The organism is Lysinibacillus sp. Ag94 (genome assembly GCF_023242215.1).
In the GTDB taxonomy this organism is placed as follows: domain Bacteria; phylum Bacillota; class Bacilli; order Bacillales_A; family Planococcaceae; genus Lysinibacillus.
Genome location: NZ_CP096780.1, coordinates 4,555,145 through 4,580,570 on the forward strand (window position 1 = coordinate 4,555,145; position 25,426 = coordinate 4,580,570).

Here is a 25,426-nt window from a genome sequence, read left to right on the forward strand (position 1 = left end):
CCTCCTTACGTTGTTTCTAATGTCTTTTTCCCTTTACCAAAGAACTTTTCTAGCATAGCGAAGAATTTTTCTATAATAATCGACAGCACCCAATAAACAATCGCTAAAGCAATATATATTTCTAATGCATGCGCATTAATATTACTTGCAATAATTAAATTTGCCTTTCCGACAATATCAATTAAGCCGATTGTATAAGCGAGCGCCCCTTCTTGTAATAAGGCAATCATTCCATTCCCAAAATTCGGTAAGGCGATAACGAATGCCTGTGGGAAAATAATACGTCGATAGGCCTGAAATGGCGTTAATCCCACACTAACAGCCGCTTCAAATTGCCCTTTATTAATCGCTAAATAAGCAGAACGAATAACTTCCGACATAATCGCCGCAAACTGTAAAGTGAACGTTACCACGACGAAAAATGCTGTTTCGATTGAATGGAGATTAATGCCGAAATTTTCCGCTAACGCTGGGACACCATAATATACAAGGAATAATAACACGATAGATGGTGTACAACGCATAATCGTTGTATATAAGTTCGCTAATTTTCGTAGCAATTTTATTGCACTTAACTTAGCAGCTGCTAATAGTAAGCCAAATATTGTGCCTAGTACAATGGAAGAACCTGCGACTAAGAAAGTTACCTTTAAAAAAGGCAATAATACAGGAATTGAGTTCCAAATGTATGATGCATCAAAATACTTCTCCATTTCCTCACCAACTTTTATTTAAATAAGTATTAATAAAGACTGCTGAGTATACTGACTCAACAGCCTTTCTTTTAGTAGTAGCTGCTAGCACTTTCTCTTCTAAAGAGGAGTCTTCTTTGATCAGCTACCGCTTATTAGCGCTTCACAGAATCTAACACTTCAAATAAATCTCGACCGTAAAACTTAGTGCTTAATTCATTTGTTTTCTTTTGCTCTTTAATTTTTGCTATAGCTTTATCGTAAGCATCTGCAAATTCTTGTTCCTTTTTATTGAACAATGGCCATGTTTTAATAACGGCAAATTCGTTGTAAACTACGTCATCCTTTAAATTATGATATGGGCCATCTTCTGCTAAAACTTGTTGTTTAAATGGACCTTCAATCATGACACCACCATCGACACGTTTTTCATTTACCCATTGCACGATATCGACAGTGAACGCATCACCAGCCTGTAATTTCACTTTATTGTCTGGGTTTGCTTTATTATATTCATCAATAATTGTGTATTGAGCATTATTCGCAGCAATTGGTGCTAATGAATAATCCTTTTTTGCAAAGTCGGCTAAAGTTTTTATCCCTTCATCTTCTTTACGTAATACTAAACCCGCACTACTTAAACCTAAAAATTCTTTAGGAAAAATAAACTTCTCCGTCCGTTCTTGCGTAAAGAAGGCATTTTTTACGCCTACTTGATATTTCCCTTGCTCAACGCCAATTAGTAAATCATCACTAGTCGTGCCTACATATTCAAACTTATAATCAGGTAACATCTCATCCACTAGCTTCATGACTTCCACATCGTAGCCTGTTGGATTTCCTTTATCATCTAAATAACTAATGGGCTTTGACGCCTGGTCAAATGCAACCTTCACTGTACGTACTTTCGCACCATCTTCTGAATCTTTATCAGAAGCTTCACCTGAATTACAGCCGGCTAAAATAGCTAGTGAAGCCAACCCGATTGCTGCCAATTGAAAAATTTTTTTCTTATGTTTAAACATATATCATGTCCCCTTATAAAGTTTTTGTCATTGATTTTCATGCGATTTTTGCTGTTCAATTGCGACATTTGCCAATTTAATAATTGTCATATCATCCATCGGTGGATTATGAAGTCCTGCACGAACATTTCGATAATAACGCTGTAATGGGTTGGATAAATGTAAGCTTTTCGCACCTACCACACGCATTGCCTTATCGACGATTTCAATCGCCAAATTTGTTACTGTATGCTTAGCAACCGCCATTTCATTTGCTAAAAGTTCACGTCTAGCCGGGTCATCGTAAGCGTCGGCAACTCCATACAGTACAAAGCGTGCTTGATATAGCTTCAATTCAATATCACCTAGAAGCTGCTGCACATTTGGTAATGTACTAATCGGAGCATTCAAGCTATTAGGTTGATGATGATTTGCAAAATGCAGCGCATAATCACGAGCTGCTTGTGCAATACCTAAGTATGTTGCTGGGATATGTAGAATCCAACCATTTATCTTGCCACCACTTGGATGATTCGGTAACTCTACTAAATGATTTGTAGAGACAATTACATCCTTTAAAACTAGGTCATGGCTACTTGTGCCTCGCATTGCTGACATTTCCCAGTTTTCTTCAATTGAAAGTCCTTGAGCATCTTTATGAATAAGGAAATAACCAATTTTATTTTTTTCCTCAATCCACGCTGATGTTAAGAAATAATCTAGCACTGGAGAGGCTGTCGTAAATATTTTACGTCCGTTTAAGAGCCAACCTCCCTCTCTTGAAACAGCATTTGTTCCTGGTCGCCCTCCACGTGTTGGACTCCCAGTTACCGCTTCACTCGCAGCTCTATTTATAATGGCACCGTTCTTTATTTCCTGAGCAAATGAACTTAGTAAATCGTCCGACCAAAGCTTTTTCTCATATAGTTCGCCTACTACGCCTAATGTCCAACCTAGCGAGAGTGAAGCATTCTCGTCATAGCTTGCTAACGTTTCTTGAATGAGTACCATATCATAGACTGATAATCCTTCACCGCCATATTCTTTCGGTAAAGTTAGTTTGGGATAACCAATTTGCAGAAGCAGTTTATGTGCTTCGAATGGAAAACGGGATTGTTCATCTACTTCTTTAGCCTCAGCCTTGATTGAATCAGAAATAGATGCTAGCTGATCTAGCCAATACTGTTGTTGCTTTGTTTTAATAAATAAATTCTTCAAGAAAATCTCCTTCTTCCCAAAATGTATAAAACATATATATTTACTAAGAATTAAAGTTGTAAAAAAATCTCTAACTACGTATTCGTAGCGAGAGGATGAGTGGTACTGAATTTTCTGATTCGTTGACATTTATAATACTTTTCACATTTAAAAATGTCAATGGGTTAATGACAAGTTTTTTTATAAGCTTTATACACATTATGAATACGTCTTCTTTTTTCACCAAGCTATGTTTACAACATATGCTACAACTAAAGAAAGAGGTGCATGTATGACTAATAATATGAATCCACCCTTGAATAATATGCCTATTTCAACTATGGGCCCTCAGGTTATTCAGACGAAATTTGGAGATATTAATGGGGATGGCTTACTTGAAACTGTTCTTTTGATGGGGACTAAAACTCCAGATAGCCCTTTGTGGAAAGACCTAACGCTTGCTATTTTTTACGGACAGACGCACCAATTCGAAAAAATAATGCTAAAACAAAGCGTTGGCTATAACCCAACTATATTTTTAGGTGACTTTACAGGCGATCATCTGGAAGATATTCTAGCTATTTCTGACACAGGTGGTAGTGGAGGCATTATCAACGGTGAAATATTTTCCTCCATAAACGGCAACATACGCTCAATTTTTGATGCAATTTCTTTTAATAATAAGCTAAAGTACAGCGTTAATTATCAAAATCAATATAAAGTAGCCGTTCGTAGCATGAATCCCCACAAGCAATATATCATCGACTTACAATACAAGGGTCCAGATTATTTGGCTGAAATTTATCATCAAGACGGTACACTAAAGCAGCCTATTGAAGGATGGGTAGATCCAATGAGTGGATTGTATCCAGTGGACTATGAACGTGATGGAATATATGAGCTATTAGCTTATCAGTCTATAGCAGGCAGATTTCATGCCGATGGATTAGGTTATGTAGAAAATATTTTAAAATGGGATGGTCATGAATTTACCGTTGATCGCCAAACTGTAGGGATTTTTGGAGAAGATATAAAATAAATTGCGTGCATTTAAATAGGAAAAATAGCAAAAATCTGTCCAACTTTCGCACCGAATAATCGAAATTGGACAGATACAAACTATTAACGATGTTTATTTTTCCACTAATGCAAAATAATTATTTTCGTGATCAGCAAAATTAAAAACCCTACCCGTTGGCATCATTACTAAATCTCCTACTTTAACGCCTTTCGCTTGAAAATCCTGATATAGATCTACTATATCATCGGTATAAAACATAATAGAAGGTGTTCCTAAATTTAATTCAGGCTGCATTTTCGCAATGATTTCTTTATTGTGTAGGACAATGGTAGTTTGAGCATCTTTAGTTGGAGAAATTTCAATCCAACGTACTCCTCCCTCTTCTTGGTCAGCAACCACAACAAATCCAACTTTTTCTGTCCAAAATTTCACGGCAGTCTCCTGATCATTTACATATAACATCACTTGTCCAATTTGTCGAATCATGAAACAATTCCCTCCTCTTTTGGTATTAGTATATATCAAAAAGTAGCTTTATATGTCATCTAATGGTTATCGTTTCAAAATATTAATGAACAGGTTATAACAAAATACTTAACTTTTATTTTATTTTTGATAAAATGAGCCTAGTCGTCTAATATTTGCCTCAATCGGTAAAGTATATACTTTTCACCATAACGTAGGGTGTCAATTATCCGATATACCTCTTAGGATAGTAGGAGGTTGGTCACAAAGGGCGATATTATATAAGTTTTAAAATACAATATTATAGTGAGGATAATTCAAGTGAAACAACTAAGTTTAAGAAAAAAGCTCATTTTTTCATTTTTAGCAATGCTTATCATCCCAACACTGTTAATTGGAATTGTGTCTTACCAAAGTGCTGGAAAGCAAATTTCTGAAGAACAACAAGCAAGTGCAACCGAAAGTGTGCGCATGCTTAATACGAATATTACCAACACGATTGAGCCAAGAGTGAAGGACGTTCAATATTTTTCAAAAAAGCTCAATCAATCTTATTTACAAGAAGGTAAAATTTCAGAGCTTAAATCTCTTTTCCACGAATATGTCAACATGCATCCAGAGGTAGAGCTGATTTATATTGGAACTTCTGATGGCAGACTACTAGATGAGCCAGCACAAAAATACCCTAGTGGGTTTGATCCTCGTACGAGACCTTGGTATAAAAAAGCTTTAGATAACAAAAACCAAGTGTCTATTACAGCGCCATACATTACACAGTCAACAGGTGATATCGTTCTTACGATTACTCAAGCTTTACCAGATGGCTCAGGAGTAATAGGGTTAGATTTAAATATTTCTACACTAAGTACCATTACGAATGATATACGCATTGGGGAGACTGGCTTTGCTTCACTTTTAGATAGCAATAAAATTTATATTGCCCAGCCAGATAAAGAAAGTGGCTCTGAAGCAACAGAAAGCTATATTACTAAAATCTATGAACAAGATAGTGGTAACATTATTGAAAAAGATCGCCAGCTACAATTTGTTACAAATAAGCTAACAGGTTGGAAAGTTGTTGGGACAATGTTTACAGCCGAGGCTGCAGAAGCCGCAGCTTCGACCTTTAATATCAACTTAATAATTATTGCAATTTCTATTATTGTTGGCATTATTTTTATGCTATTCATGATAAAATCGATCGTTAATCCGATCAATCGACTTAGACAAAGCGCTATAAAAATTAGTGAGGGCGATTTAACAGAGTTTATTGACATTCATTCCAAAGATGAGGTTGGACAGCTAGGGGAAGCTTTTATCGCAATGAAGGTTAGCTTAAAAAAACTTATTCGCAACGTCGATCAAAGCTCCCAACAAGTACAGACTTCGGCGCATGGATTATCTGCGAATGCCGAACAAAATATTGCTGCTTCAGAGCAAGTTACAAAAGCTATGCAACAGGTTGCTATTAATACAGAAAAACAAACAACTGGTATTGACCAGAATGCTGTTTCTATTGAAGAGATCGCAAAAGGAGTCGTTGAGGTCGCCGATAGCTCTATGCAGGTTTCAGATTTATCTAGCCATGCTATAAAATTAGCCGAAGAAGGCGGACAAGCGGTAGATCAAACTGTGAATCAAATGATTTCTATTCATGAATCTGTGGCACAATCAGATACAATGATTAAATCACTCTATGATCGAACAAAAGAAATCGGGTCTATTTTAGAAATTATTAGTGCTATTTCAGATCAAACAAATCTGCTTGCACTTAATGCTGCTATTGAGGCAGCACGAGCTGGAGAGCATGGGAGAGGCTTTGCAGTAGTTGCCGATGAAGTGCGCAAGTTAGCAGAGCAATCTCTTCAATCAGCCGAGCAAATTTCTGCCCTAATTACAGGCATTCAGCAAGACACGGCTAAATCTGTTCAAACGATGATTAAGGCTTCAGCGGATGTCCAGGATGGTTTACAGCTAACAGAAGATACAAGTAAAAAATTCACCAACATTATTAAGAGTCTACACGATATTGCTCCGAAAATGGAGGATATATCTGCAGCCGCTCAAGAGATGTCAGCAGTAGTCGAAGAAGTTTCTGCAACTGCTATCGAGCTAACAGATCATGCAAAATTAAATACAGCAGCGTCAGAGGAAGTTGCCGCTTCAACTGAACAAACGTTGTCCTCGATGCAGGAAATGGCTGCAGCCTCAAAAGCACTTCTCGACATGGCTGATGAATTACAAAGCTATGTAAATCGTTTTAAATACTAACAAGAAAAGCACGATGTTAATGGAGACTTTCCAAACATCGTGCTTTTCAACTTTTTAGCAATTACTCATTGCTCTTTATTTATTTTCCTCATAACTAAATTGCCATTCAATACCGAATTTATCCGTAAGGGAGCCATAACATTTACTCCAAAATGTTTCTTGTAGCTCCATTTTAACCTTGCCACCCTCTTTAAGACCATCAAAAGCTTTTCGCATCTGTGTCTCATCGTCTGAAACAACGGCTAACGTTACATTGTTTCCAGTCGTGAATGGATTGCCCGGGAATGTATCTGAGAACATTACTGTACTACCAAAAATCGAAAGTCGCGTATGCATCACAAGATCTTTTGCTTCCTCTGGTAATGGGTAATTTGGATTTTGAGGTGAATCTCCAAATGTCATAATTTCAGGCTTGTTTGCATTAAAAACTTTCTCATAAAAAGATACAGCCTCTCGACAATTTCCATTAAAAATTAAATAGACTTCTACTGCCATTTCCAACACTCCCTTTGTCATTTTTTGAAACAATTCTATTTTACATGGATAGCAAATAGTAATACAAATTTTAGATAAAACCAATCAATAATCTTACTTTCCTACAAATATTCTAAGATTTTTGCTAAGACTTTCTTTTGAAACATTACGCTTGTCCAGCTATAACAAAAAATAGTATATCTTTATATTTCGGTTAATTCCTGTTTTTTCCTGCTATTTTTTTATTTATTTAGATAAAAGCTTTGACATTTACTCGAAAATAATGTAAATTACCAAATGGCGAACGATTTAAATAAAAACATAAAAAATATTCGTATTTTAGGAGTGTTTATAATGGATAACGTATTTGACTATGAAGATATTCAGCTAATTCCCGCAAAATGTATAGTAGAAAGTCGCTCAGAATGTGATACTTCTGTTACTTTAGGTGGTCATACATTCAAACTTCCTGTTGTACCAGCAAACATGCAAACAATTATCGACGAAAGTCTTGCTGTGAAGCTTGCTGAAAACGGTTACTTTTATATTATGCACCGTTTTAACCCTGAGACACGTATCAATTTCATTAAAGATATGCAAGATCGTGGATTAATCGCATCCATTAGTGTTGGTGTGAAAAATGAGGAATATCCTTTTATTGAAGAATTAGCAGCTGCTAATTTAGTGCCTGAATTTATTACAATCGATATTGCACATGGTCATTCAAATGCTGTCATTCGTATGATTCAACATATTAAAAAATTTCTACCAAATAGCTTTGTTATTGCCGGTAATGTGGGTACACCTGAGGCGGTACGTGAACTTGAAAACGCTGGTGCAGATGCAACAAAAGTTGGTATTGGACCAGGTAAAGTATGTATTACGAAAATCAAAACTGGTTTTGGTACAGGTGGTTGGCAACTTGCCGCACTACGCTGGTGTGCAAAAGCCGCAACGAAGCCTATTATTGCTGACGGCGGTATTCGTACACATGGTGATATTGCAAAATCGGTTCGCTTTGGTGCTTCAATGGTGATGATTGGATCATTATTTGCAGGCCATGAAGAGTCACCTGGCGAAACAATCGAAATCGACGGTAAAACTGTAAAGGAATACTTTGGATCTGCTTCTGAATTCCAAAAAGGCGAACGTAAAAATGTTGAAGGTAAAAAGATGTTTGTTGAACATAAAGGTAGCATCAAAGATACGTTAATTGAAATGCAACAAGACCTTCAATCATCTATTTCCTATGCAGGCGGCAATAAGCTTGATGCCATTCGAAATGTAGATTATGTAATTGTGAAAAACTCTATTTTTAATGGTGATAAAGTATATTAAAAACTAAAAGAACCCAAACAAGAATAGAATAAATTCTTGTTTGGGTTTTTCGTTGGTTCCGTTTCTCCTGGGCAAATACTGAGCAATTTTCCGTACTTGCAAAAGAAAAAATGCTACCCATTAAGAGTAGCATTTCTCTTTAAATTATAGCTTGTTAATAACAGCGTGGATTGTTTCTTTTAATTCTTCATCATAATCAGAAAGGTCTACAAGGTTTGCTACACGCTCACGTAATACTGGACGTTCAATTACAAGCTTTTCATCAAGTACTTGTACTAGTAACTCGATAATAAGACGATCACGTACGTTTAATGCTTCTTCTAAACGCTCTGGTGTAATTTTTCCTGCTTTTACTGCTTTAGCCATTTTTAAAACCCCTTTTAAATTTTATATTCATGCACATCTATTTTAGCATACAGCTAATTTATTTTGAAAACTTTCTTTCATGAATATATACCAAAACTTTACAAATACACACTATTATATTTACGATGAAATGTTATATTCATGTAAAACGATTTATAAGATTGGAGGAATTCGATGAGCCATAAGGACTCGACTTTTTTACAATTGACAAAGGCTCTACCTAAGATTTTACAATCATTTCTAAATATATGCCTTGTGCTTCTAGCGCTTATTTTATCCTTCTTACTTAGCAAAGAGCTCATCCACTTTTTTAAAATTTCAATTTTCAACAACGAGGATGGCGACTATAAGCTTTTTCTTGCTAATATTCTTATTTTCTTTTTGTATTTTGAATTTATTACTATGATTATTAAATATTTTAAAGAGAATTATCATTTTCCACTAAGGTACTTTATTTATATAGGAATTACAGCCATGATTCGATTAATTATCGTGGAACATGATCATCCCATAAACACCTTCATTTATTCAATTATTATTTTAATATTAATTGTAAGCTATTTTATTATTAATATTACGCCGCTGGAACGGCCTGTACGCTCATCACTCTTTATGAAAAAAGAACCATAACTTTATTTTCCTAAAATGCTGTAATACAAGTTGGTTTATCAAGGACAAAGAAGAAATGATGCAATGACTGTACGTACTGTCCATCACTAATCTTCACCTTGCTGAGCATCAATAATTCTTGTACTGTCACAACTCCTATGATAAGAGAAGAAAGCTCTGCGATATCGATCACCATTTCTACATCATAGTTAGTACTATTAGAAATTTTTATATTACCATCAATAGCCTCGATAACAATTTGCTGATTATTTTCAGCCAATAACGAATCGTTCACAGTTAACTTAAATGTTAATGTTTGTCCATTAAAATTATGTGTTGTAAGCTCCTCAATAAAACCGCGAACATTAATAATGCGATACATTAAACCAACACCAGAAACAGCACTTTCATGATAGACACTTGGGATTAAATGATTTGTTCCATTACGTATATCTCCTAAAAAGAAGTGAATATTTTCTTCCTGTGTGTTCCATTCAATACGGTTCACTTGATCCACCTGACTATTTAAAAATGTACTGAACTCTAATAGAGCCTCTGGTGTCTCATAGATCCATTCTTTAATGACTAGATTATTAAGTAAAAAATTCGTTTTACTTTGCTTATTAAAGGAAAATACCATATAACCTAGTATTGAATCTTCCTTTTCAACAGCAATAATATAGTTTTGAGGGTTATTAAAAATTGATGCCAGCTCTGATTCTGTTTTTAAAAACATACCATGCTTTCTTAATGCAACTCTTCTATAGCAATCGGCTAATTTATGCTGATCCTGAGCTGTTAAAAAAGTAAGATGTTTTTTGGTTGCCCCTTTCGGAAAGCTTGATGGTTCCACTGAATATTGATGCATTTTCGGTCCGTATCCAAAGCCCATTTTTTTATAAAAGTCAGGTCTAAACGGATATAACGCAACAAAATGAACATTTTTCTCTAAAAAAACTTTAAAAAAATGATCGATTAATTCTTTGGCAACCTTTTCTTTTTTACGGAGTAAATCAACTGCAACTAGTCCTACTCCTCCGATTGGAATCATTTTAGAGAAGAGATTCATTTCAAAATCATGGAGTCGCATGCCACCAATTAGTTTGTTATCTTCCCATAGCCCATAATAATGAATAGCTACGTCATTGTTTTGATTGTGCATAAAAAGAGCCTTTAGCTGCTCTTTTGTTGGTTGTAAACTACCCATCCTTCCTGGATAAGCATCCACCACAATATCAACAAAATGTATAAAATCCTCTTCCTTCATAATTTTTCAACGACTTTCATATACATCCCCCTCCTACACTAAATTATTTTAAGGCACGCTCTTTTCATAATTTTTTTCACATGAATTCCAACCCTCGATAATAACATATATTACCACATGCAAATAAGACTCGGTGTGCTCCTATTTACAGAAAGGAAGCATGGGGCGGAACATTTCGTGCTTGTTGTTTTTGCTTACAATGTTTTATAGCTACACCCTTATTCAGCTTCTCAAGCAAGTTGGTAGTAGCTAAAATACATTACTGTCGTTAGCTCGTTGATTAGGGCATCAGAAAGTGCCGGAAATACGATGTGTTGCGCACACATATGACTTAATTAAAAAGGAATGGATGAATTATTGAAGGGAGACGGAAAGAGTGACTCTGATTGATGCATATATTCATGAAGTAACTAAAAGGATAAGCAAGGATAAGCGTGATAAAACCCGTCTAGAACTAAAATCTACTATTGAAGATATGTTATCTGAAGATTACTCAGAATCAGCTATAAAGGAAGTTCTTAAAAAACTCGGTAATCCTGTAGAAGTTGCAGCAAGCTATCAAAAAACGCCACGATTTATAATTGGTCCAGAAGTGTTTGACACTTATATTAGGACAATAAAATTAGTTATTCCTTGGGCAATTTTACTTACAATTATTGTACAGATGATAGAAAGTATTGTGCTCTATAACGGAGAAGGTGCACTCCTGACAGCTATTATTAAAACTATTTCTATCACTATCTCTCATATTATTTCAGTAATCATCTACGTACTGTTCTGGATTACAGTTGCTTTCATTGTCATCGAACGCTCTGAAGGAAAAAACGTTCGAATGCCCCTTATAAAAAAAGAATGGACACCGGATAATTTAGCAAAAATTAAAATAATCCCTAAAGAAAAAACGATTTCACTTAATGATAATATTTTAAGCTTCTTAGGCATTGCTATTTTCTCCTTTGCCTATTTCAATGCTAATCACCTGTTAGGAATTTATACTTCTCACAATAAAGGCGGGTTGAAATTTATTATGCCTATATTCAATCAGGATGTCTTACTGTCCTTCGCTCCAATCGTTTTATGTTGTATCATTTTAAGTGTAGCTTTAACATTATGGAAATTGAAAGCTGGTCAATGGACAATGTTAATCGCCGTAACTAATGCACTTCTTCAATGTACAGGGGTCATTGTTTTTATCCTTATGGCTATTCACCCTGATCTTATACACAGTCCAGCCGTACCTTATATTGCTGCAATTACGGGCACGACCTCTGCTAAGATTTTGTTTGCGATAGACCGAATATTATTCATAAGCATTGCTATTGCCATCATTGCAAACGCCTTTGATATTTATAATGGCTTTAAAAAAGCTAGGATTTGAAAAGAACGATACGTTTCGAGAGCTGACTCTTTCTTGTTGGCTCTTTACTTATTCATAATCTAAAATTCTCCTTAAAATACCATTATTCTCCAATGTTTTGTATAATAATAACGTTCATACCATTCATGCGCTACTTCAAACAAAATAAGGGACATGATGACCATTCTTCTTGTAGGTGGCAATTAGGTCAATCTAGAGAAAGTATGAAAATATGCAGGTTAGGATAACTGTGTTTCTCTAACATCTGCCTATGAGCTTTTTGATTATTTACAGTTAGATGCACCAAATCCTACAAGAGATTCAGTAGATTTGATTTTCTTAGATTATGATGGCCTGAAATCGACGATATTGAAGCTTGTAAACGTATTAAGCAAAATGAACGATATTATTATCGTCACAGCTCTAGGGATAAAAACAAGCTCGCGCGGTATCGGAGGAGTAGCTTATATGACAAAGCCGATTAACATCTTTTCCGACAAATACTTAACAAAATCTACTTATTTAAAGTTAATAAGTCCCCTATTTTTTTCATATACATTTTATATTGAACTACTTTAAATTAAGGAGAGAATAATTGTGGACATTTACGTAAGACCAGGGGATTCTCTTTGGCGTTTCAGTGAAGTGTTTAAAATACCTCTTCAACTAATTAAAGATTCGAACCGAAATATTAATGCTCAATTTTTAACGGTTGGACAGCGCATTCGAATTCCAGGGTTTGTTACAGTCAATTATCAAGTAAAACAAGGAGATAGTTTTTGGCAAATAGCCCAAAGCAGAAATCTGCCATTAGGAGCCATCTTGCTTGTCAACCCCGGTCTTAATCCAAATCAATTACACATTGGACAGACAATCCGCATCCCCCAACGAATTACATGGAGGCTCGTCAATGGGAAACAAAATTATACTTACACGATTATGATGAATGATATTAAAAAGCTTGTCGATGCTTATCCATTTCTACAAAGCTCTACTATTGGACATTCTGTTTTACAACATGAAATCCCAGAGCTTCTCATCGGGAACGGAACAAAGCGTGTCCATTATAACGGCTCCTTTCATGCGAACGAATGGATTACGACTTCGATTATTTTAACTTTTATTAACGACTATCTACTCTCTCTCACCAATCAAAGTACAATTCGAGGTTTATCTCCATTACCACTTTACCAGCAAACAATCCTATCTATAGTTCCGATGGTCAATCCCGATGGTGTTGATTTAGTATTACAAGGGCCACCTAATGACGAAGTATTAAGAAATAAGCTTCTTACGATGAATAACGATAGCACCGATTTCTCAGGTTGGAAGGCTAATATAAATGGGGTCGATTTGAACGATCAATTTCCTGCAGAATGGGAGCTCGAACGTGCGCGAAATCCAAAAATACCTGGGCCAAGAGATTTTGGCGGGCAACACCCTTTGTCCGAGCCTGAGGCCATTGCTATGGCTGACTTAACAAAGAAACGCGATTTTGCTAGAGTTCTTGCTTTTCATACACAAGGCAGAGTCATTTATTGGGGTTTTAAAAATCTCGAACCACCAGAGTCAGAAATTCTTGTTAATGAGTTTAGCCGCGTCAGTGGCTACGAGCCTATTCATTCAGCGGGCAGTTATGCGGGCTATAAAGATTGGTTTATTCAGGATTGGCGTAGACCTGGCTTTACAGTTGAATTAGGTAGTGGTACAAATCCACTTCCGCTTAGTCAATTCGACGACATCTATGAAGAAACATTAGGTATTTTCCTTGCAGCATTGTATATGTAATAAAAAGAGCCGTTCAATGCTAAATAAATATCCCCAATCCCCTTTTACTTCTGATGTAAAAGGGGATTTTTTGACCTTTAATAATTACACCTTGGTGAAAATCTGGGCGTATTTGGAAAAATTACTTTGACAGGTAGAGTAATGTTTGCTAATATTACTCTAACAGATAGAGCAATAAAAATTAAGTAGGTGACTTATGGTTCGAAGTGACATCATCCGCGGACACTTGGATTCCATTATTTTAAGGTTAATTTTAGAGAAAGACCGTTATGGTTATGAAATTTCTCAGGAAATAAGTATCCGCACAAATAATCGATTTCAAATTAAAGAAGCAACTTTATACGCAGTTTTTCAACGTCTTGAGAAAAAGGAAATTATTGAAGCCTATTATGGTGATGTTTCACACGGAGGCAAAAGAAAGTATTACCGTATTACTCCGTTAGGTAAAGCTTATTTAAATGAGCTAGTAAAAGAGTGGTCGGAAGTAAAAGAAATTATCGACTTATTTATGGAGGGCTTAGAATGAAAAAGATAAAAAATCATATTGATGAGCTTTTTAAAGACATTCCTCGTAATAAAGAAACAGAAATGGTGAAACAAGAAATTATTCAAAACCTTGAAGAAAAAGTATTTTATTTAATGGATCAAGGGAAAGAACAAGAGGATGCCATCAACAAAGCCATCGTGGAGTTTGGGGATATTGAGGATTTAAAAAAGGAATTAGGTGTTAAGGAGCCCGAAAAGAAAAACATGTCTAAATTAAATTTAGAATTCTCTATATGGGGTAGTGGCTTAATTATTGCATTTTTTATTTTTATTAATCTTTACTATACACCCAATATAATTTGGGCAATCTATCCAATATTCGCAATACTATGGTGGCCATTAACTATGTACTTTGTTTGGTCACGTAAGAAATGGAGGGAATAAAACATGAAGAACTTTATTAGCTTTTCGATTGTTGGTAGTTTGATGACAATGATTTTTTTAGGAATCGTCAATTATACAACTTCACCTCAGACGATATGGTTTATGTACCCGTGCTTTCTAGTTTTACTATGGCCTATAACTTTATTTTTCATGTCTAAAAGAATGTATAAACAATATTCTCTTGTTTGTAGCGCCATGATCATTGCTTTTCTAATCATTGAAAATTATTTATACTCACCAGATTATATATGGTTCATATATGCGGTTTATCCAATTATCTGGTGGCCTATTCTAATGTATTTAGAGGAAAAAGCAAAAACATTAAAAATTGCACTAATAGGCTGTGCAAGTACCATTATTTATTACTCCTTATTAAATATTATTTTATCGCATCCATACCCTTGGGCAATCTATCCATCATTTTTAGTCATTTGGTGGCCTTTAGCTTTATACCACGCACAAAGAAAAACGTTTGTAGCCTTCTCTGTTACCGCTACAATTCTTATCAGTATCTTTTTTATTACAGTAAATATTGTCTCTTCACCAGGCGTAATATGGGCGATTTATCCAATCTTTATCGTTCTATGGTGGCCCCTTAGCATGTACTTTTATGTTTATAAAAGAAAAATATACAATTCAACAACTCTCCCTAAAAGAGTCTAAAAATTCCGATTATATTTCATGTTCGCAAGGGGAAGTAGATGAAAAAGATAATGAAATTTATAAAATACACTGTAATAATTACTATCGTATTATTCATAACAGCGCTTTTATTCCCTACATGGACCTCCCATATTAAAGGTCATAACAGTGTAAGTGCATTAGAGCAAGTAAAGATAAATGGCAGTAATCATGAAGTTATGATACGTGGCAAAGATAAGGGTAATCCCGTTATTATTTTTGTCCATGGAGGACCTGGATGTTCAGAAATACCATATGCCAGTAAGTATCAAAACTTATTGGAAAACAATTTTACGGTCGTGAATTACGACCAAAGAGCAAGCGGAAAATCATATCATTTTTTTGAGGATTATTCTAATCTTTCATCAGACTTACTTGTAGATGATTTATTGGCTTTGACGGATTATATAGCAGATCGTCTTGGCAAAGAAAAAGTAATATTAATTGGCCATTCTTATGGTACGTATATTGCAACGCAAGCTGCCTCTAAAGCTCCAGAAAAATTTACAGCCTATGTTGGAATTGGACAGATGAGTGATACAGTAGAAAGCGAGATTGACGGTTTGAATTACGTTATTCAGCAAGCTGAACACGATGGTAATACAGAGGATGTTCTATATTTACAAGGGTTAACGAAACAAGTTGAAAATGGTGAGATGTATACACCACGAGAGTACATTGCAAAATATGGTGGAGCTTCCAGGCTTATTGATATCCCTGATGGAAATATCATAAATATGTTATTCAGTCGTGAGTATAACTTATTAGATGTGATTCGTTACAACTATGGGCTATCCTATTCTCAAAAAACTCTGTTAGAGGAATCAATGAATAACCCTATATCTACTAAAGTAAAAAAACTTGAATTACCATGCTATTTTGTTATGGGGAAATATGATTATCAAACTTCATCTAACGCAGCAAAAAAATACTTTGATATGATGGAAGCCGATAAAAAAGAATTTATTGCCTTTGAACAATCAGCTCATTATCCACAGTTTGAAGAGAAGGAAAAATTTCACGAGTGGATGGTCGATACGTTTATAAAATAAATGCACTTGTATTAATTTCATAATCAACAGCAATCAAAGTTATCGATATAGTCATTAGCAACGATTGCTGTAGCTCACATTATTTATTTACTATATAATTTAGTTATTAAATATTTTAACGGGCTGTGATACTATGTCAAAAAAAGAACAATTGCACAATGTGGAAACGATTATGAGAGAAATGCTTGAAATACAACAGAAATCAAAAAAGTTTGTAAATCTCTTATCCGAGGGAGAAACATTGTCGCAAAACCAACTGATCCTCCTACTTCAACTAAAGAGTAATAATGGTATGAAGGCAACTGAAATTGCTGAGTTCTTTAGTGTGACACCAGGAGCCGTTACATCGATGTGCGATAAACTTGAGAAATTAGAACTTGTAGAACGGATTAGAGAACAAGAAGATCGTCGTGTTGTAAAAATGGCGTTAACTAATAGCGGTGAATTAAAGGTTCAAGATTTATTTTTAAAGTTTCCACAGGAAAAGCTGATAGACATGGCAAACATATTGCGTGAAGTTAATCAGTTAATGAATAAAATTTTTTAGGATTTCATGTTATTGAAATCCTTTTTTTATTGCCTAAAAAATCCATAAAAAACCCTCGTAGCACTTTTTTGTTCTTGACAAAACAAAGCAACATATAATTTAATTAATATATATTTTAATGATTAAAATATATATTAATTAAATTAAAATGAGGTGGTTATCCTTGATTCAAAAACTACGTACAGTAACCCTTACTAACGGCTCTATTAAAGACTTAGTAGCAGACTGTGAGCAATTAAATATCCGTGGATCTGTTGCTTTACATCAGGAAATACGCGTAAAAAAAATCTCCACTCATGGTCATAGTTCTTTTCATTCCCTCGTTGAAGCACAGATTTTAAATAATACGGGATCATGCTCTATAAAAGATTTTTGTGAAATTAATGAGGTTAAAAGTGCGGGGAGCTTAAATATGTGCAATGGGCGAGTAACAAAATTGAATAGTTCTGGGAAGTTGGGCATTGAACAAAACTTACAAGTAGAACAGTTTCATGCAGTCGGTTTTGTTAAAGCAAATGAAATAGAGGCTAAACATTTTCACTTAAAAATGTCTGGTGGAAATAAAATTGGAAAGCTTATTGCAGATGTGATACATGTAGAAAAAGATACGTTATCTATTTCTTTTCTAAAGAAAAAGTTGAATTGTACATGTATTAAAGGTGAACAAATACATCTGTCCTATACAGATGCAGAAATTGTTGACGGAGATATTGTAGCAATAGGCGATAATTGTCATATACAAACACTTTATTATACAAAAAGCTATTCGATTGCTAAAAACGCCAAGGTGCAACAAATTATACGGAGGGAAAACGAATGACATTCATAAAAATCATTCAAGGCTTTTTTTGCTCATTAGCCCTTCTCGTACTATCTATCCTCTATGCAGGGCTGGTCTTCAGTGCATTACTATCAATAGTAGCCGGCATTTTACGAACATTCGGCTTGGAACAAATACAAATGAGCATTTGGTATGGTGTAGAGCTTCCAATCGTTTTCAGCATTCCGCTAGCACTCTTGGTTTCTTTGTTGCTATTCTTTTGTTCAATGTATATCAAACGCTCTATCCAATTTTGTTATTCCAAGCTTAAATTTTAAAATTAGAAGCACACCTTTTATTTGCTAGTAAGAGGTGTGCTTCTAATCATTTATTTTGATTTATAAATATTTGTTTCATAAATTATTGCGATTTTGTCATTAATTAATGCCTATTTAAATATATTAGATAATATATTTAAATATTCCTGGTACAACTTGTTATCAAAAGTGGATATGAGAATCGTTAAAGCATACGCTATGAAATCACTCTACGTTTTAATAGAGGCTAATTTTTCACAAAATACTCTTCCTTAAAGATGTTGAAATAAAAAAATAGAACCTTCAATCCAAAATTAAAATTGAAGGTCCTATTGTATTTTGTAGAAACAAATCATTTACATTCTTTGTTTCTACATCCTATTTTATTTTAAACGAAGCGCTTCGTCTGTTGATTCATTAATTTCCTTAAGAAGCTCTGGGTTTTCTGCTAATGACTTGCCGTAAGATGGGATCATTTCTTTAATTTTCGATTCCCATTCGTTAACATGTTGAGGGAAGCATTTATTGATTACCTCAAGCATAACGTGAACAGCAGTAGAAGCACCTGGAGAAGCTCCAAGTAATGCAGCGATTGAGCCATCAGAAGCACTTACAACTTCTGTACCAAATTGAAGTGTTCCTTTACCACCAGCTTCTGTATCTTTAATAACTTGTACACGTTGACCAGCTACAATAATATCCCAATCATCGCTCTTAGCATTCGGGATGAAATCACGTAGCTCTTCCATACGTTGTTCTTTAGATAACATAAGTTGTTGGATTAAATATTTTGTTAAGCCCATTTCTTTAACCCCTGCCGCTAATAACGTTGTAATATTATGCGGTTTTACAGAAGCAAATAAATCCATATTTGAACCTGTTTTTAAGAACTTAGGTGAGAAACCTGCAAACGGTCCAAATAGTAATGATTTTTTGTTATCAATATAGCGTGTATCCAGATGCGGAACAGACATTGGTGGAGCACCAACTTTAGCTTTTCCGTATACTTTCGCATGATGTTGCTCAGCAACTTCTTGGTTTTTACATACTAGGAATAATCCACTGATTGGGAATCCACCGATATGTTTTCCTTCAGGAATACCTGATTTTTGTAGTAATTCTAGGCTTCCTCCACCAGCTCCAAGGAAAACAAATTTTGCTGTATGGTATTCCATCTTACAGCCTTTTTTGTCGTGCACTCGTACTTCCCATGAACCATCGCTAGTACGTTTCATGCTTTCAACACTATGGTTATAGTTGATGTCAACGTCTTTATTTTTTAGGTGGTCGAATAACATACGTGTTAATGCACCAAAGTTAACGTCTGTACCAGTATCAATTTTTGTCGCAGCAATAGCTTCATCTGCTGGACGATTTTGCATAATAAGAGGAATCCATTCCTTTAGTTTTTCTGGGTCATCAGAAAATTCCATACCTTGGAATAAAGGATTTTTTGTCATCGTTTCATGACGTTTTTTTAGAAACTCTACATTGTCTTTGCCTTGTACTAAACTCATATGAGGTAAAGGCATAATAAAGTCTTGTGGATTATTGATCAGTTTATTGTTCACTAGATAAGACCAAAACTGTCTTGAAACATGGAATTGTTCATTAACGTTAATCGCTTTGCTAATATCGATTGATCCGTCTTTTTTCTCTGAAGTGTAGTTAAGCTCACAAAGTGCAGCATGTCCAGTTCCCGCATTATTTAATTCGTGAGAACTTTCTTCACCAGCTTTATCGAGCGACTCAAACACTGTAATTTTCCAATCTGGTGCTAATTCTTTGAGCATTGTCCCCAAAGTCGCACTCATGATTCCGGCACCAATTAAGATAACATCTGATTTAATTTGTCTGTTACTCATTTTTACCTTCCTTATATATTAAGATTTGCAGAAAGGATGTATAGCTCTCCTGCTTAAATATCTCAGTAAGCCCTGGAGTAACCTAGGCGTACACCTTTTCTGTATCAATTATTACCTTATTGCAGTGTATCATAATTACATAAAGATTAAAATATCAACTATCTATATGAGAGTTATGTGCTTTTTTCGAGCCTTCCCCTTAATAAATCAAGAGAAAAACCTCCTATTCCACCACAAAGAAACCCAACCTTCATTTAAGTTTTATGGAATAATTGACCTAAATTTGGCTAGCGTTTTCATATAATAATGCGGATCTTTTAATATTATATCTATATAATAACATAAAAATATGGAACCAGTCTTGTTTTTGCACCAGCTCCACTACATATAAAAATATAACGAATATTCTTAATATTTACTAGTGTTATTTCTTTTTTATTCTAACCAAAAAATCAAATCTCATCCTATTTTTCGACAGTGCTTTTTATTTTCCAGCCGTCTATTTTGAAACCACCCATCTGATGAAATACATGGTTTACTAACAGTTCATATGCCTCCACCATCTTTTGTTTGTCCACTTCTAATAATGCTTTTAAAAACATTTCTGTAAATATTGAATCAGGAAAAACATTTTTTAAATATTTTTTAATATATGTTGGCTCTATAAGATAAGAATGTACTTGATAGTATGGAATGCTTTCTAATCTTAGAAACTGACAGTACTCAGAAAATAAATTAGCTAATGAATTAAAATATACAAAGGGGAAATCTACTCTTTGTTGTTCAAAACAATCCTTTAAATTATCTAGTGAATCCCAGAGTGAATATTTTTTTATTTCTAAAACTGTTTTATTTAGGTCTTCATAATCTTTGTTTAGCCAATGTTCTGCTTCGATTTTTAATTCATTAAGTATGCCCGTGTTATCAAATAAAATCTTTCCTGTAATAAATTGAACCATGGACATTGTTCTTTGGTTTTGAAAATCTTGTTGAAAGTATTTGCGAATTTGTTTTGGTGGATTAGCGAAATATTCTATAAGAAAACCATTCATAACCCTATTCCCTCGCTCTCGCCAATCAACATCTTCAGATAGAATAATATGTACATCTATATCAGAACGCTTTGAAGGATCTCCCGTTATATAGCTCCCACATACGAGTGCCCCTACAACATCATTTCGATTCTTCCAATCTTTTAAAAACTCTTCAAGTGCCATTTTCCACTCTTCCATAAACATCACCCTTCTTAAAAATCAGACTTTGGAATACCACAATATATTCAAGATTTATTGAAGAAAACCTTTTACTTTTTATAAAAAAAACACAGCCTATTAGCTGTGTTAAATTATGAAATATTATCTTTTTAATGATGTTGTTATTCTAATTAGAACACATCTAACCTTTATTTTTTTCTAGCAGCTGCTCGATTTTATGATTAGCACGTAGCAAGATTTGCTTTATTTGTTTAATCTCATTTTCTCTTTGAATCATCTGCTTATACTTATTTTGAAATAATATTTTCAGCTGTTGAACGTTTTGGATTTCCGCCTCTGTCAATTCATCATTTTCATCCGTATTTTGCGACCATTCAAAAAGCATTTTAATTTCTTGAAGTGAAAAACCACATTGCTTTAGTTTACGAATTGCATAATGATTTCAATTCTCCATGTCAACAGATTCAAATCAGAAGAGCAGTCATCATTCTTCTAGAACTAATTACTAATTAAGTCATAAAACCAATTTCAACTATGAATAGCAGTCTCTTTCTCCTAATCCTACTTATTTAAAAATATCAGCTAAATAGTTTTGAATAGATCCTGGTAATAGTTGAAAGAATAATCCTTCATATTTGATATCGAGTATACCAGCAATGAAAATAATAATAATGATGAGTAGTAAAAGGGGCTTCTTATTTTTAGAAATCCACTTCAATAATCTCCCCTCCTCTTAATTTATAGTTTGTAAATTAAGTATATATTGATTCATGTAATATAGAAACCTAACCTTTTAATCATAAATCATTCTGTCACCCAAATTGGGGATGTTACATAAATTAAAATGACGCTGCTTATTTATAAAGTCGGTTTTCTTTTAGCTAATTTCACCAATTTTTGATTTTAATAAAGAAAGGAATAGCAATGGTAAACTTTAAATCATTTCGTGGGGTCGTTACTCAAATTGATGATTTTCCGATCGGGCAAAATGGGGAAAAGGAAGGCTGTTATAAGCTTATGACGGTAGAAGATAGTACTCAGGGCATTATCAATTTTGTCGTCTCACCTTCTACTTATTTTGTAAACCAAGAAATTGTAACAATCGGTGATCTGATTACTGGATATTATGATGGGAATGCACCTGTTCCTTTAATATATCCACCTCAATATCGAGCCCTCGTCGTCGTAAAGGAAAACAGCTTTCAAAATGTCAAAGTCGACTTTTTTAATAATCAATTAGTGAGTAGTGATGGTCAATTACAACTAAATCTTTCTGCTTATACACTTATCTTGCTAAAAAATGGGCAACCTTTTTCAAAAAGCCCGGCAAATCGAAACTTAATTGTGATTTACGGTCCTACTACAAGGAGTATTCCTGCACAAACTACACCGTATACAGTAATTGTTTGGTGTTAAGAATAGGTTCATCACCATAACGTGGGGTTGATTTCCGTTCCTGGGGGCGTCCGATGAGCCGCTTCCTTGCGAGGCTCGCTCCAGGGTCTCGGGCCAACACGAGGTTGGTCATGAAAGCGTTACAGGATGTGATGGTTTTAGCCTTCGTTCATCTATATTGCTAATCCCCAAGGAGTCGCCAGCCTCCACTCCAATCAACTTATATGGCATACATTTTTACTTAGTAATGATACAAAAACTAAATAAAAAACACTAAAAATATTTCCCAGGAAAGATATCAATCACCCAATTTTTGGAGTGTGTGTATTCCAATTCGTTGGATCACAACCCAGGATCCATCGGAAAAGAAAACGTTATGTATCCTTTTTCTGCCCAACATCGATTAAAATGTAAAGTTACTACAAGCAAAAGGAATACAATTAAGCGGCTCAAGTCCTTTTAGGCTAAGCCGCTTAATTGTTTATTTTTTTATCCTCTGTCTACTGCTTGCCTTGCATTTCGTGTAATTGCTGCTTGATTTGCTCTAAGTATTCTTTATTTTGCTGAACTGTATCCAAATGCTCACCAAATTGCTGTGCATTCATGAATGCATTTTCTGCATGTTCGATTTGATTGAAAGCATGCTCAATCGCTATTTCCTCCGGATGTGACTTTGCATGCTTCAACAAACGCTCTGCCTTTTGGACAGAGTTCCCAAACAAAGTGCTTGGATGATCCTGTTTCCAGCTCATATCTGAGTGCTTAGCCAATTTTTCCTCTTCCCTTCTTGCCAATTTAATATAAATAATTTAGATATAGTATTGGAAAATGTGCAGAAAATATGTATGGAAAAGCTAATGAATATCTATGTAATCTAATGAATACTCCCCCATTTCTTAGTGTACTTTTAAATTGATAATCACAATGAAGATAGTAAAGTTTCTTTTTCTATAAATACTTTTCAATGGCAGTTGATTTTGGATAAGATATACTAAATTTAATAGTATTTTCTTAAGATAAATTCATATTTGAAAGGGGATAATGTCATTGGAAATAAAGAGGATTCAAAGCGTCGGACAAATCGGAATCCCAGTTAAAGAGTTAGATCGAGCTATATATTTTTATAAAGAAAAACTAGGGCTTTCACTTTTATTTAATACTGACAGCATGGCATTCTTTGAATGTAATGGATTACGTCTTTTGTTAACCTTGCCAGAAAAAGACGAATTTATTTATTCAAGTTCAATTATTTATTTTCAAGTTGAAAATTTGAGCATGACATATGAGGATTTAGTTAATAAAAATGTTACGTTTATCGACGAACCACATGTAGTAGCAAAAATGGGACAAACAGAAACATGGATGGTATTTTTTAAAGATACAGAAGATAATACTCATGCATTCATGAGTGAAGTGCAAGTTTAAGAAGAAAGGAGACCGTCAAAAATACGCGGTCTCCTTTAATAATTCTTTTAATACGCAAGTGTAAATTGCACTTTTTCCGATATGGTACTTTAAGTAACAATTCCTCTATCGTGTATCAATTACATCTGCCAATCATCTTGACTTATGATACGATTCTCCATGACTAGTTTTGATGTAGAGTACTATTCCTGTCATTATTCAAATTATAATCAAGCTCACCTATCATTTAGGTTGAAATCATCAAGGAGAACCAACATGAACAACAATAAGGACAACACAGAAATCATCTTACTTTCTGATCCATCCGAGTGCTTGATGCATCCGTTTTATAATAAACAAATCGTTTTTACAGGGGCCCTTTCCACGATGACACGTTCAGAAGCTGCGAAAAGAGTACGATCTTGTGGAGGGATTATGCAAGGGACTGTGACACAAGATACAGACTTCGTTATTCTCGGGGACAAACGTCGCGGTATAAGTACGAAACAATTAAAAGCGGAGAAATTAATTAGCCTCGGTCAAGATCTTCAAATTATTATTGAAGATGATTTTATGTGGCTCATTTCAATGCAAAAAGAAGAGCTGCCTCCAATTTAACTATTCTTTATTCCATCTCATCTTAAAAGGTATGCAAAACAGCTAAGTTTACATACCTTTTCACCTATTTTATTACTTCAAACTAAAAATGATTTTAATTTGAAAGCTCATAATTCCATTCAAAACTAGAAAATAACACGGCTTAGTTTACTACACAATCCAACTCTAATATAGAACATATCTTATAGTATCCTAGCAAAAGGAGGTGATTAAATGGTACAAATTCTTGATTACCAAGCAACTGAACCTCTAAGTACGTTTAACCCAGAAACTGCTTTTCCAATTCCGCAGGCACCATTTAAAATTCTTTTAGCTTCGATTCAAATAAACATCCCAGGCACCGCTTCAAGAAACAATAATGTTGAACTACTTGCAAGCATCGGCGTGGCTGGAGTTACTGATATTTCCCAAATTGTATTTAGAGTCTTCCGTAACGGAAAAGAGATCTATAATACGCAAGATGGGGTAGAATCAGCTGATTCAGAACAAAATTACATCTTTACCTTCCAAGCTATTGATTCCAATTTGATAGCTGGCGCTAACTTCTATCAGGTTTTTGCTGAGAATATTACACCCAACGCACAAGCAAACATTGTTGGACCGATTTCTTTTAGTGGCCTAGCTATAAAAAGTTAACGATAATAGTTCTTACTATGCCTCTTGATTATGTTTATGCCCATGCAAATTTAAGGCATACATGATCAATTTTTTTAGAGTGTTCATAGAGTGGGACGAATGCTTTAAGGCATATTAATTAAAATAATAAGCTGTACAGAAGTTATTAAAATTTAACT

General features: G+C 34.6%; 29 protein-coding genes. 17 read left to right on the plus strand and 12 right to left on the minus strand.

Going from position 1 to position 25,426, the window contains the following annotated elements:
- Window positions 1–5: 5 nt before the first annotated feature.
- The 3 genes from MY533_RS21675 to MY533_RS21685 form a co-directional block, all read right to left on the minus strand.
- A complete protein-coding gene (locus MY533_RS21675; protein WP_248717521.1) occupies window positions 6–713 on the minus strand; it encodes an amino acid ABC transporter permease in 708 nt (235 codons plus the stop codon).
- Between the two features lie 134 nt (window positions 714–847).
- A complete protein-coding gene (locus MY533_RS21680; RefSeq protein WP_248717522.1) occupies window positions 848–1,717 on the minus strand; it encodes a transporter substrate-binding domain-containing protein in 870 nt (289 codons plus the stop codon).
- Between the two features lie 27 nt (window positions 1,718–1,744).
- Window positions 1,745–2,914, minus strand: coding sequence for an acyl-CoA dehydrogenase family protein (locus tag MY533_RS21685; protein ID WP_248717523.1), 1,170 nt, complete (start codon window positions 2,912–2,914; stop codon window positions 1,745–1,747).
- Window positions 2,915–3,185: 271 nt separating this feature from the next.
- On the opposite strand from MY533_RS21685, the gene MY533_RS21690 reads away from it, so the two are divergent.
- Window positions 3,186–3,932, plus strand: a complete 747-nt coding sequence (locus MY533_RS21690; protein WP_248717524.1) for a hypothetical protein — start codon at window positions 3,186–3,188, stop codon at window positions 3,930–3,932.
- A 93-nt stretch (window positions 3,933–4,025) separates the two neighbouring features.
- Here MY533_RS21690 and MY533_RS21695 read toward each other — a convergent pair whose 3' ends face one another.
- Window positions 4,026–4,400 carry a VOC family protein gene (locus tag MY533_RS21695; RefSeq protein WP_248717525.1) on the minus strand — a complete coding sequence of 125 codons (375 nt, stop codon included), beginning with the start codon at window positions 4,398–4,400 and terminating at the stop codon, window positions 4,026–4,028.
- 300 nt (window positions 4,401–4,700) lie between these two features.
- Between MY533_RS21695 and MY533_RS21700 the strand changes: the two genes are divergently transcribed.
- Window positions 4,701–6,650, plus strand: coding sequence for a methyl-accepting chemotaxis protein (locus MY533_RS21700; RefSeq protein ID WP_248717526.1), 1,950 nt, complete (start codon window positions 4,701–4,703; stop codon window positions 6,648–6,650).
- A 75-nt stretch (window positions 6,651–6,725) separates the two neighbouring features.
- Here MY533_RS21700 and MY533_RS21705 read toward each other — a convergent pair whose 3' ends face one another.
- Window positions 6,726–7,145 (minus strand): VOC family protein, encoded by a 420-nt coding sequence (locus MY533_RS21705; RefSeq protein WP_142510070.1) that lies wholly within the window; start codon window positions 7,143–7,145, stop codon window positions 6,726–6,728.
- Between the two features lie 333 nt (window positions 7,146–7,478).
- Between MY533_RS21705 and guaC the strand changes: the two genes are divergently transcribed.
- Window positions 7,479–8,462, plus strand: coding sequence for a GMP reductase (guaC, locus tag MY533_RS21710; protein WP_248717527.1), 984 nt, complete (start codon window positions 7,479–7,481; stop codon window positions 8,460–8,462).
- A 144-nt stretch (window positions 8,463–8,606) separates the two neighbouring features.
- Here guaC and MY533_RS21715 read toward each other — a convergent pair whose 3' ends face one another.
- Window positions 8,607–8,828 carry a phosphate-starvation-inducible protein PsiE gene (locus tag MY533_RS21715; RefSeq protein ID WP_132362575.1) on the minus strand — a complete coding sequence of 74 codons (222 nt, stop codon included), beginning with the start codon at window positions 8,826–8,828 and terminating at the stop codon, window positions 8,607–8,609.
- Window positions 8,829–9,002: 174 nt separating this feature from the next.
- Here MY533_RS21715 and psiE point away from each other — a divergent pair, with 174 nt between their 5' ends.
- Window positions 9,003–9,458, plus strand: coding sequence for a phosphate-starvation-inducible protein PsiE (psiE, locus tag MY533_RS21720; RefSeq protein WP_248717528.1), 456 nt, complete (start codon window positions 9,003–9,005; stop codon window positions 9,456–9,458).
- A 10-nt stretch (window positions 9,459–9,468) separates the two neighbouring features.
- On the opposite strand, the gene eis is transcribed toward psiE, so the two are convergent.
- Window positions 9,469–10,704, minus strand: a complete 1,236-nt coding sequence (gene eis, locus MY533_RS21725) for a GNAT family N-acetyltransferase (RefSeq protein ID WP_248717529.1) — start codon at window positions 10,702–10,704, stop codon at window positions 9,469–9,471.
- A gap of 376 nt (window positions 10,705–11,080) precedes the next feature.
- Between eis and MY533_RS21730 the strand changes: the two genes are divergently transcribed.
- The 9 genes from MY533_RS21730 (at window position 11,081) to MY533_RS21770 (ending at window position 18,157) form a co-directional block, all read left to right on the plus strand.
- Window positions 11,081–12,082, plus strand: a complete 1,002-nt coding sequence (locus MY533_RS21730) for an HAAS signaling domain-containing protein (protein WP_248717530.1) — start codon at window positions 11,081–11,083, stop codon at window positions 12,080–12,082.
- Between the two features lie 576 nt (window positions 12,083–12,658).
- The gene (locus tag MY533_RS21735) at window positions 12,659–13,849 is read left to right on the plus strand and encodes a M14 family metallopeptidase (protein WP_248717531.1); all 1,191 of its coding nucleotides are present in this window, start codon (window positions 12,659–12,661) and stop codon (window positions 13,847–13,849) included.
- A 196-nt stretch (window positions 13,850–14,045) separates the two neighbouring features.
- Window positions 14,046–14,375, plus strand: a complete 330-nt coding sequence (locus tag MY533_RS21740) for a PadR family transcriptional regulator (RefSeq protein ID WP_053482886.1) — start codon at window positions 14,046–14,048, stop codon at window positions 14,373–14,375.
- Window positions 14,372–14,779 carry a permease prefix domain 1-containing protein gene (locus MY533_RS21745; protein ID WP_248717532.1) on the plus strand — a complete coding sequence of 136 codons (408 nt, stop codon included), beginning with the start codon at window positions 14,372–14,374 and terminating at the stop codon, window positions 14,777–14,779. Before MY533_RS21740 ends, MY533_RS21745 begins: the two co-directional genes overlap by 4 nt.
- Before the next feature lie 3 nt (window positions 14,780–14,782).
- Complete coding sequence (locus MY533_RS21750) at window positions 14,783–15,442, plus strand: hypothetical protein (RefSeq protein WP_248717533.1); 660 nt, start codon at window positions 14,783–14,785, stop codon at window positions 15,440–15,442.
- A 38-nt stretch (window positions 15,443–15,480) separates the two neighbouring features.
- A complete protein-coding gene (locus MY533_RS21755; RefSeq protein WP_248717534.1) occupies window positions 15,481–16,512 on the plus strand; it encodes an alpha/beta fold hydrolase in 1,032 nt (343 codons plus the stop codon).
- Between the two features lie 133 nt (window positions 16,513–16,645).
- Window positions 16,646–17,059 carry a MarR family winged helix-turn-helix transcriptional regulator gene (locus MY533_RS21760; RefSeq protein WP_248717535.1) on the plus strand — a complete coding sequence of 138 codons (414 nt, stop codon included), beginning with the start codon at window positions 16,646–16,648 and terminating at the stop codon, window positions 17,057–17,059.
- Between the two features lie 163 nt (window positions 17,060–17,222).
- Window positions 17,223–17,879 (plus strand): hypothetical protein, encoded by a 657-nt coding sequence (locus tag MY533_RS21765; protein ID WP_248717536.1) that lies wholly within the window; start codon window positions 17,223–17,225, stop codon window positions 17,877–17,879.
- Window positions 17,876–18,157 carry a hypothetical protein gene (locus tag MY533_RS21770; protein ID WP_248717537.1) on the plus strand — a complete coding sequence of 94 codons (282 nt, stop codon included), beginning with the start codon at window positions 17,876–17,878 and terminating at the stop codon, window positions 18,155–18,157. The genes MY533_RS21765 and MY533_RS21770 overlap by 4 nt, the downstream gene beginning before the upstream one ends.
- Window positions 18,158–18,519: 362 nt before the next feature.
- Here MY533_RS21770 and MY533_RS21775 read toward each other — a convergent pair whose 3' ends face one another.
- The 4 genes from MY533_RS21775 to MY533_RS21790 all read right to left on the minus strand — a co-directional run bounded on the left by MY533_RS21775 (window position 18,520) and on the right by MY533_RS21790 (window position 21,933).
- Window positions 18,520–20,001, minus strand: coding sequence for a malate:quinone oxidoreductase (locus MY533_RS21775; RefSeq protein WP_248717538.1), 1,482 nt, complete (start codon window positions 19,999–20,001; stop codon window positions 18,520–18,522).
- A gap of 464 nt (window positions 20,002–20,465) precedes the next feature.
- Window positions 20,466–21,233: a nucleotidyltransferase domain-containing protein gene (locus MY533_RS21780; RefSeq protein ID WP_248717539.1), complete on the minus strand. Its 768-nt coding sequence runs from the start codon at window positions 21,231–21,233 to the stop codon at window positions 20,466–20,468.
- Between the two features lie 163 nt (window positions 21,234–21,396).
- The gene (locus MY533_RS21785) at window positions 21,397–21,600 is read right to left on the minus strand and encodes a hypothetical protein (protein ID WP_248717540.1); all 204 of its coding nucleotides are present in this window, start codon (window positions 21,598–21,600) and stop codon (window positions 21,397–21,399) included.
- 180 nt (window positions 21,601–21,780) lie between these two features.
- Window positions 21,781–21,933 carry a hypothetical protein gene (locus MY533_RS21790; RefSeq protein WP_248717541.1) on the minus strand — a complete coding sequence of 51 codons (153 nt, stop codon included), beginning with the start codon at window positions 21,931–21,933 and terminating at the stop codon, window positions 21,781–21,783.
- 206 nt (window positions 21,934–22,139) lie between these two features.
- Between MY533_RS21790 and MY533_RS21795 the strand changes: the two genes are divergently transcribed.
- Window positions 22,140–22,631 (plus strand): hypothetical protein, encoded by a 492-nt coding sequence (locus MY533_RS21795; RefSeq protein ID WP_132362549.1) that lies wholly within the window; start codon window positions 22,140–22,142, stop codon window positions 22,629–22,631.
- 479 nt (window positions 22,632–23,110) lie between these two features.
- On the opposite strand, the gene MY533_RS21800 is transcribed toward MY533_RS21795, so the two are convergent.
- Complete coding sequence (locus MY533_RS21800) at window positions 23,111–23,380, minus strand: hypothetical protein (protein WP_132362547.1); 270 nt, start codon at window positions 23,378–23,380, stop codon at window positions 23,111–23,113.
- A 271-nt stretch (window positions 23,381–23,651) separates the two neighbouring features.
- Between MY533_RS21800 and MY533_RS21805 the strand changes: the two genes are divergently transcribed.
- The 3 genes from MY533_RS21805 (at window position 23,652) to MY533_RS21815 (ending at window position 25,268) form a co-directional block, all read left to right on the plus strand.
- Window positions 23,652–24,035, plus strand: coding sequence for a VOC family protein (locus tag MY533_RS21805; protein WP_371873278.1), 384 nt, complete (start codon window positions 23,652–23,654; stop codon window positions 24,033–24,035).
- A 255-nt stretch (window positions 24,036–24,290) separates the two neighbouring features.
- Window positions 24,291–24,632: a BRCT domain-containing protein gene (locus tag MY533_RS21810; protein ID WP_248717543.1), complete on the plus strand. Its 342-nt coding sequence runs from the start codon at window positions 24,291–24,293 to the stop codon at window positions 24,630–24,632.
- A 213-nt stretch (window positions 24,633–24,845) separates the two neighbouring features.
- The gene (locus tag MY533_RS21815; RefSeq protein ID WP_248717544.1) at window positions 24,846–25,268 is read left to right on the plus strand and encodes an exosporium protein C; all 423 of its coding nucleotides are present in this window, start codon (window positions 24,846–24,848) and stop codon (window positions 25,266–25,268) included.
- The last annotated feature ends 158 nt before the right edge of the window (window positions 25,269–25,426 follow it).

What these genes read in the sequence shown, in the direction of transcription:
- guaC (WP_248717527.1), top strand. Translation starts at nt 7,479, where the DNA reads ATGGATAACGTATTTGACTATGAAGATATTCAGCTAATTCCCGCAAAA.
- MY533_RS21780 (WP_248717539.1), bottom strand. Translation starts at nt 21,233, where the DNA reads ATGGAAGAGTGGAAAATGGCACTTGAAGAGTTTTTAAAAGATTGGAAG.
- MY533_RS21680 (WP_248717522.1), bottom strand. Translation starts at nt 1,717, where the DNA reads ATGTTTAAACATAAGAAAAAAATTTTTCAATTGGCAGCAATCGGGTTG.
- MY533_RS21785 (WP_248717540.1), bottom strand. Translation starts at nt 21,600, where the DNA reads ATGCTTTTTGAATGGTCGCAAAATACGGATGAAAATGATGAATTGACA.
- MY533_RS21775 (WP_248717538.1), bottom strand. Translation starts at nt 20,001, where the DNA reads ATGAGTAACAGACAAATTAAATCAGATGTTATCTTAATTGGTGCCGGA.
- MY533_RS21705 (WP_142510070.1), bottom strand. Translation starts at nt 7,145, where the DNA reads ATGGCAGTAGAAGTCTATTTAATTTTTAATGGAAATTGTCGAGAGGCT.
- MY533_RS21750 (WP_248717533.1), top strand. Translation starts at nt 14,783, where the DNA reads ATGAAGAACTTTATTAGCTTTTCGATTGTTGGTAGTTTGATGACAATG.
- psiE (WP_248717528.1), top strand. Translation starts at nt 9,003, where the DNA reads ATGAGCCATAAGGACTCGACTTTTTTACAATTGACAAAGGCTCTACCT.
- MY533_RS21745 (WP_248717532.1), top strand. Translation starts at nt 14,372, where the DNA reads ATGAAAAAGATAAAAAATCATATTGATGAGCTTTTTAAAGACATTCCT.
- MY533_RS21715 (WP_132362575.1), bottom strand. Translation starts at nt 8,828, where the DNA reads ATGGCTAAAGCAGTAAAAGCAGGAAAAATTACACCAGAGCGTTTAGAA.
- MY533_RS21695 (WP_248717525.1), bottom strand. Translation starts at nt 4,400, where the DNA reads ATGATTCGACAAATTGGACAAGTGATGTTATATGTAAATGATCAGGAG.
- MY533_RS21815 (WP_248717544.1), top strand. Translation starts at nt 24,846, where the DNA reads ATGGTACAAATTCTTGATTACCAAGCAACTGAACCTCTAAGTACGTTT.
- MY533_RS21770 (WP_248717537.1), top strand. Translation starts at nt 17,876, where the DNA reads ATGACATTCATAAAAATCATTCAAGGCTTTTTTTGCTCATTAGCCCTT.
- MY533_RS21675 (WP_248717521.1), bottom strand. Translation starts at nt 713, where the DNA reads ATGGAGAAGTATTTTGATGCATCATACATTTGGAACTCAATTCCTGTA.
- MY533_RS21805 (WP_371873278.1), top strand. Translation starts at nt 23,652, where the DNA reads ATGTCATTGGAAATAAAGAGGATTCAAAGCGTCGGACAAATCGGAATC.
- MY533_RS21740 (WP_053482886.1), top strand. Translation starts at nt 14,046, where the DNA reads ATGGTTCGAAGTGACATCATCCGCGGACACTTGGATTCCATTATTTTA.
- MY533_RS21690 (WP_248717524.1), top strand. Translation starts at nt 3,186, where the DNA reads ATGACTAATAATATGAATCCACCCTTGAATAATATGCCTATTTCAACT.
- MY533_RS21810 (WP_248717543.1), top strand. Translation starts at nt 24,291, where the DNA reads ATGAACAACAATAAGGACAACACAGAAATCATCTTACTTTCTGATCCA.
- MY533_RS21795 (WP_132362549.1), top strand. Translation starts at nt 22,140, where the DNA reads ATGGTAAACTTTAAATCATTTCGTGGGGTCGTTACTCAAATTGATGAT.
- MY533_RS21755 (WP_248717534.1), top strand. Translation starts at nt 15,481, where the DNA reads ATGAAAAAGATAATGAAATTTATAAAATACACTGTAATAATTACTATC.
- eis (WP_248717529.1), bottom strand. Translation starts at nt 10,704, where the DNA reads ATGAAGGAAGAGGATTTTATACATTTTGTTGATATTGTGGTGGATGCT.
- MY533_RS21760 (WP_248717535.1), top strand. Translation starts at nt 16,646, where the DNA reads ATGTCAAAAAAAGAACAATTGCACAATGTGGAAACGATTATGAGAGAA.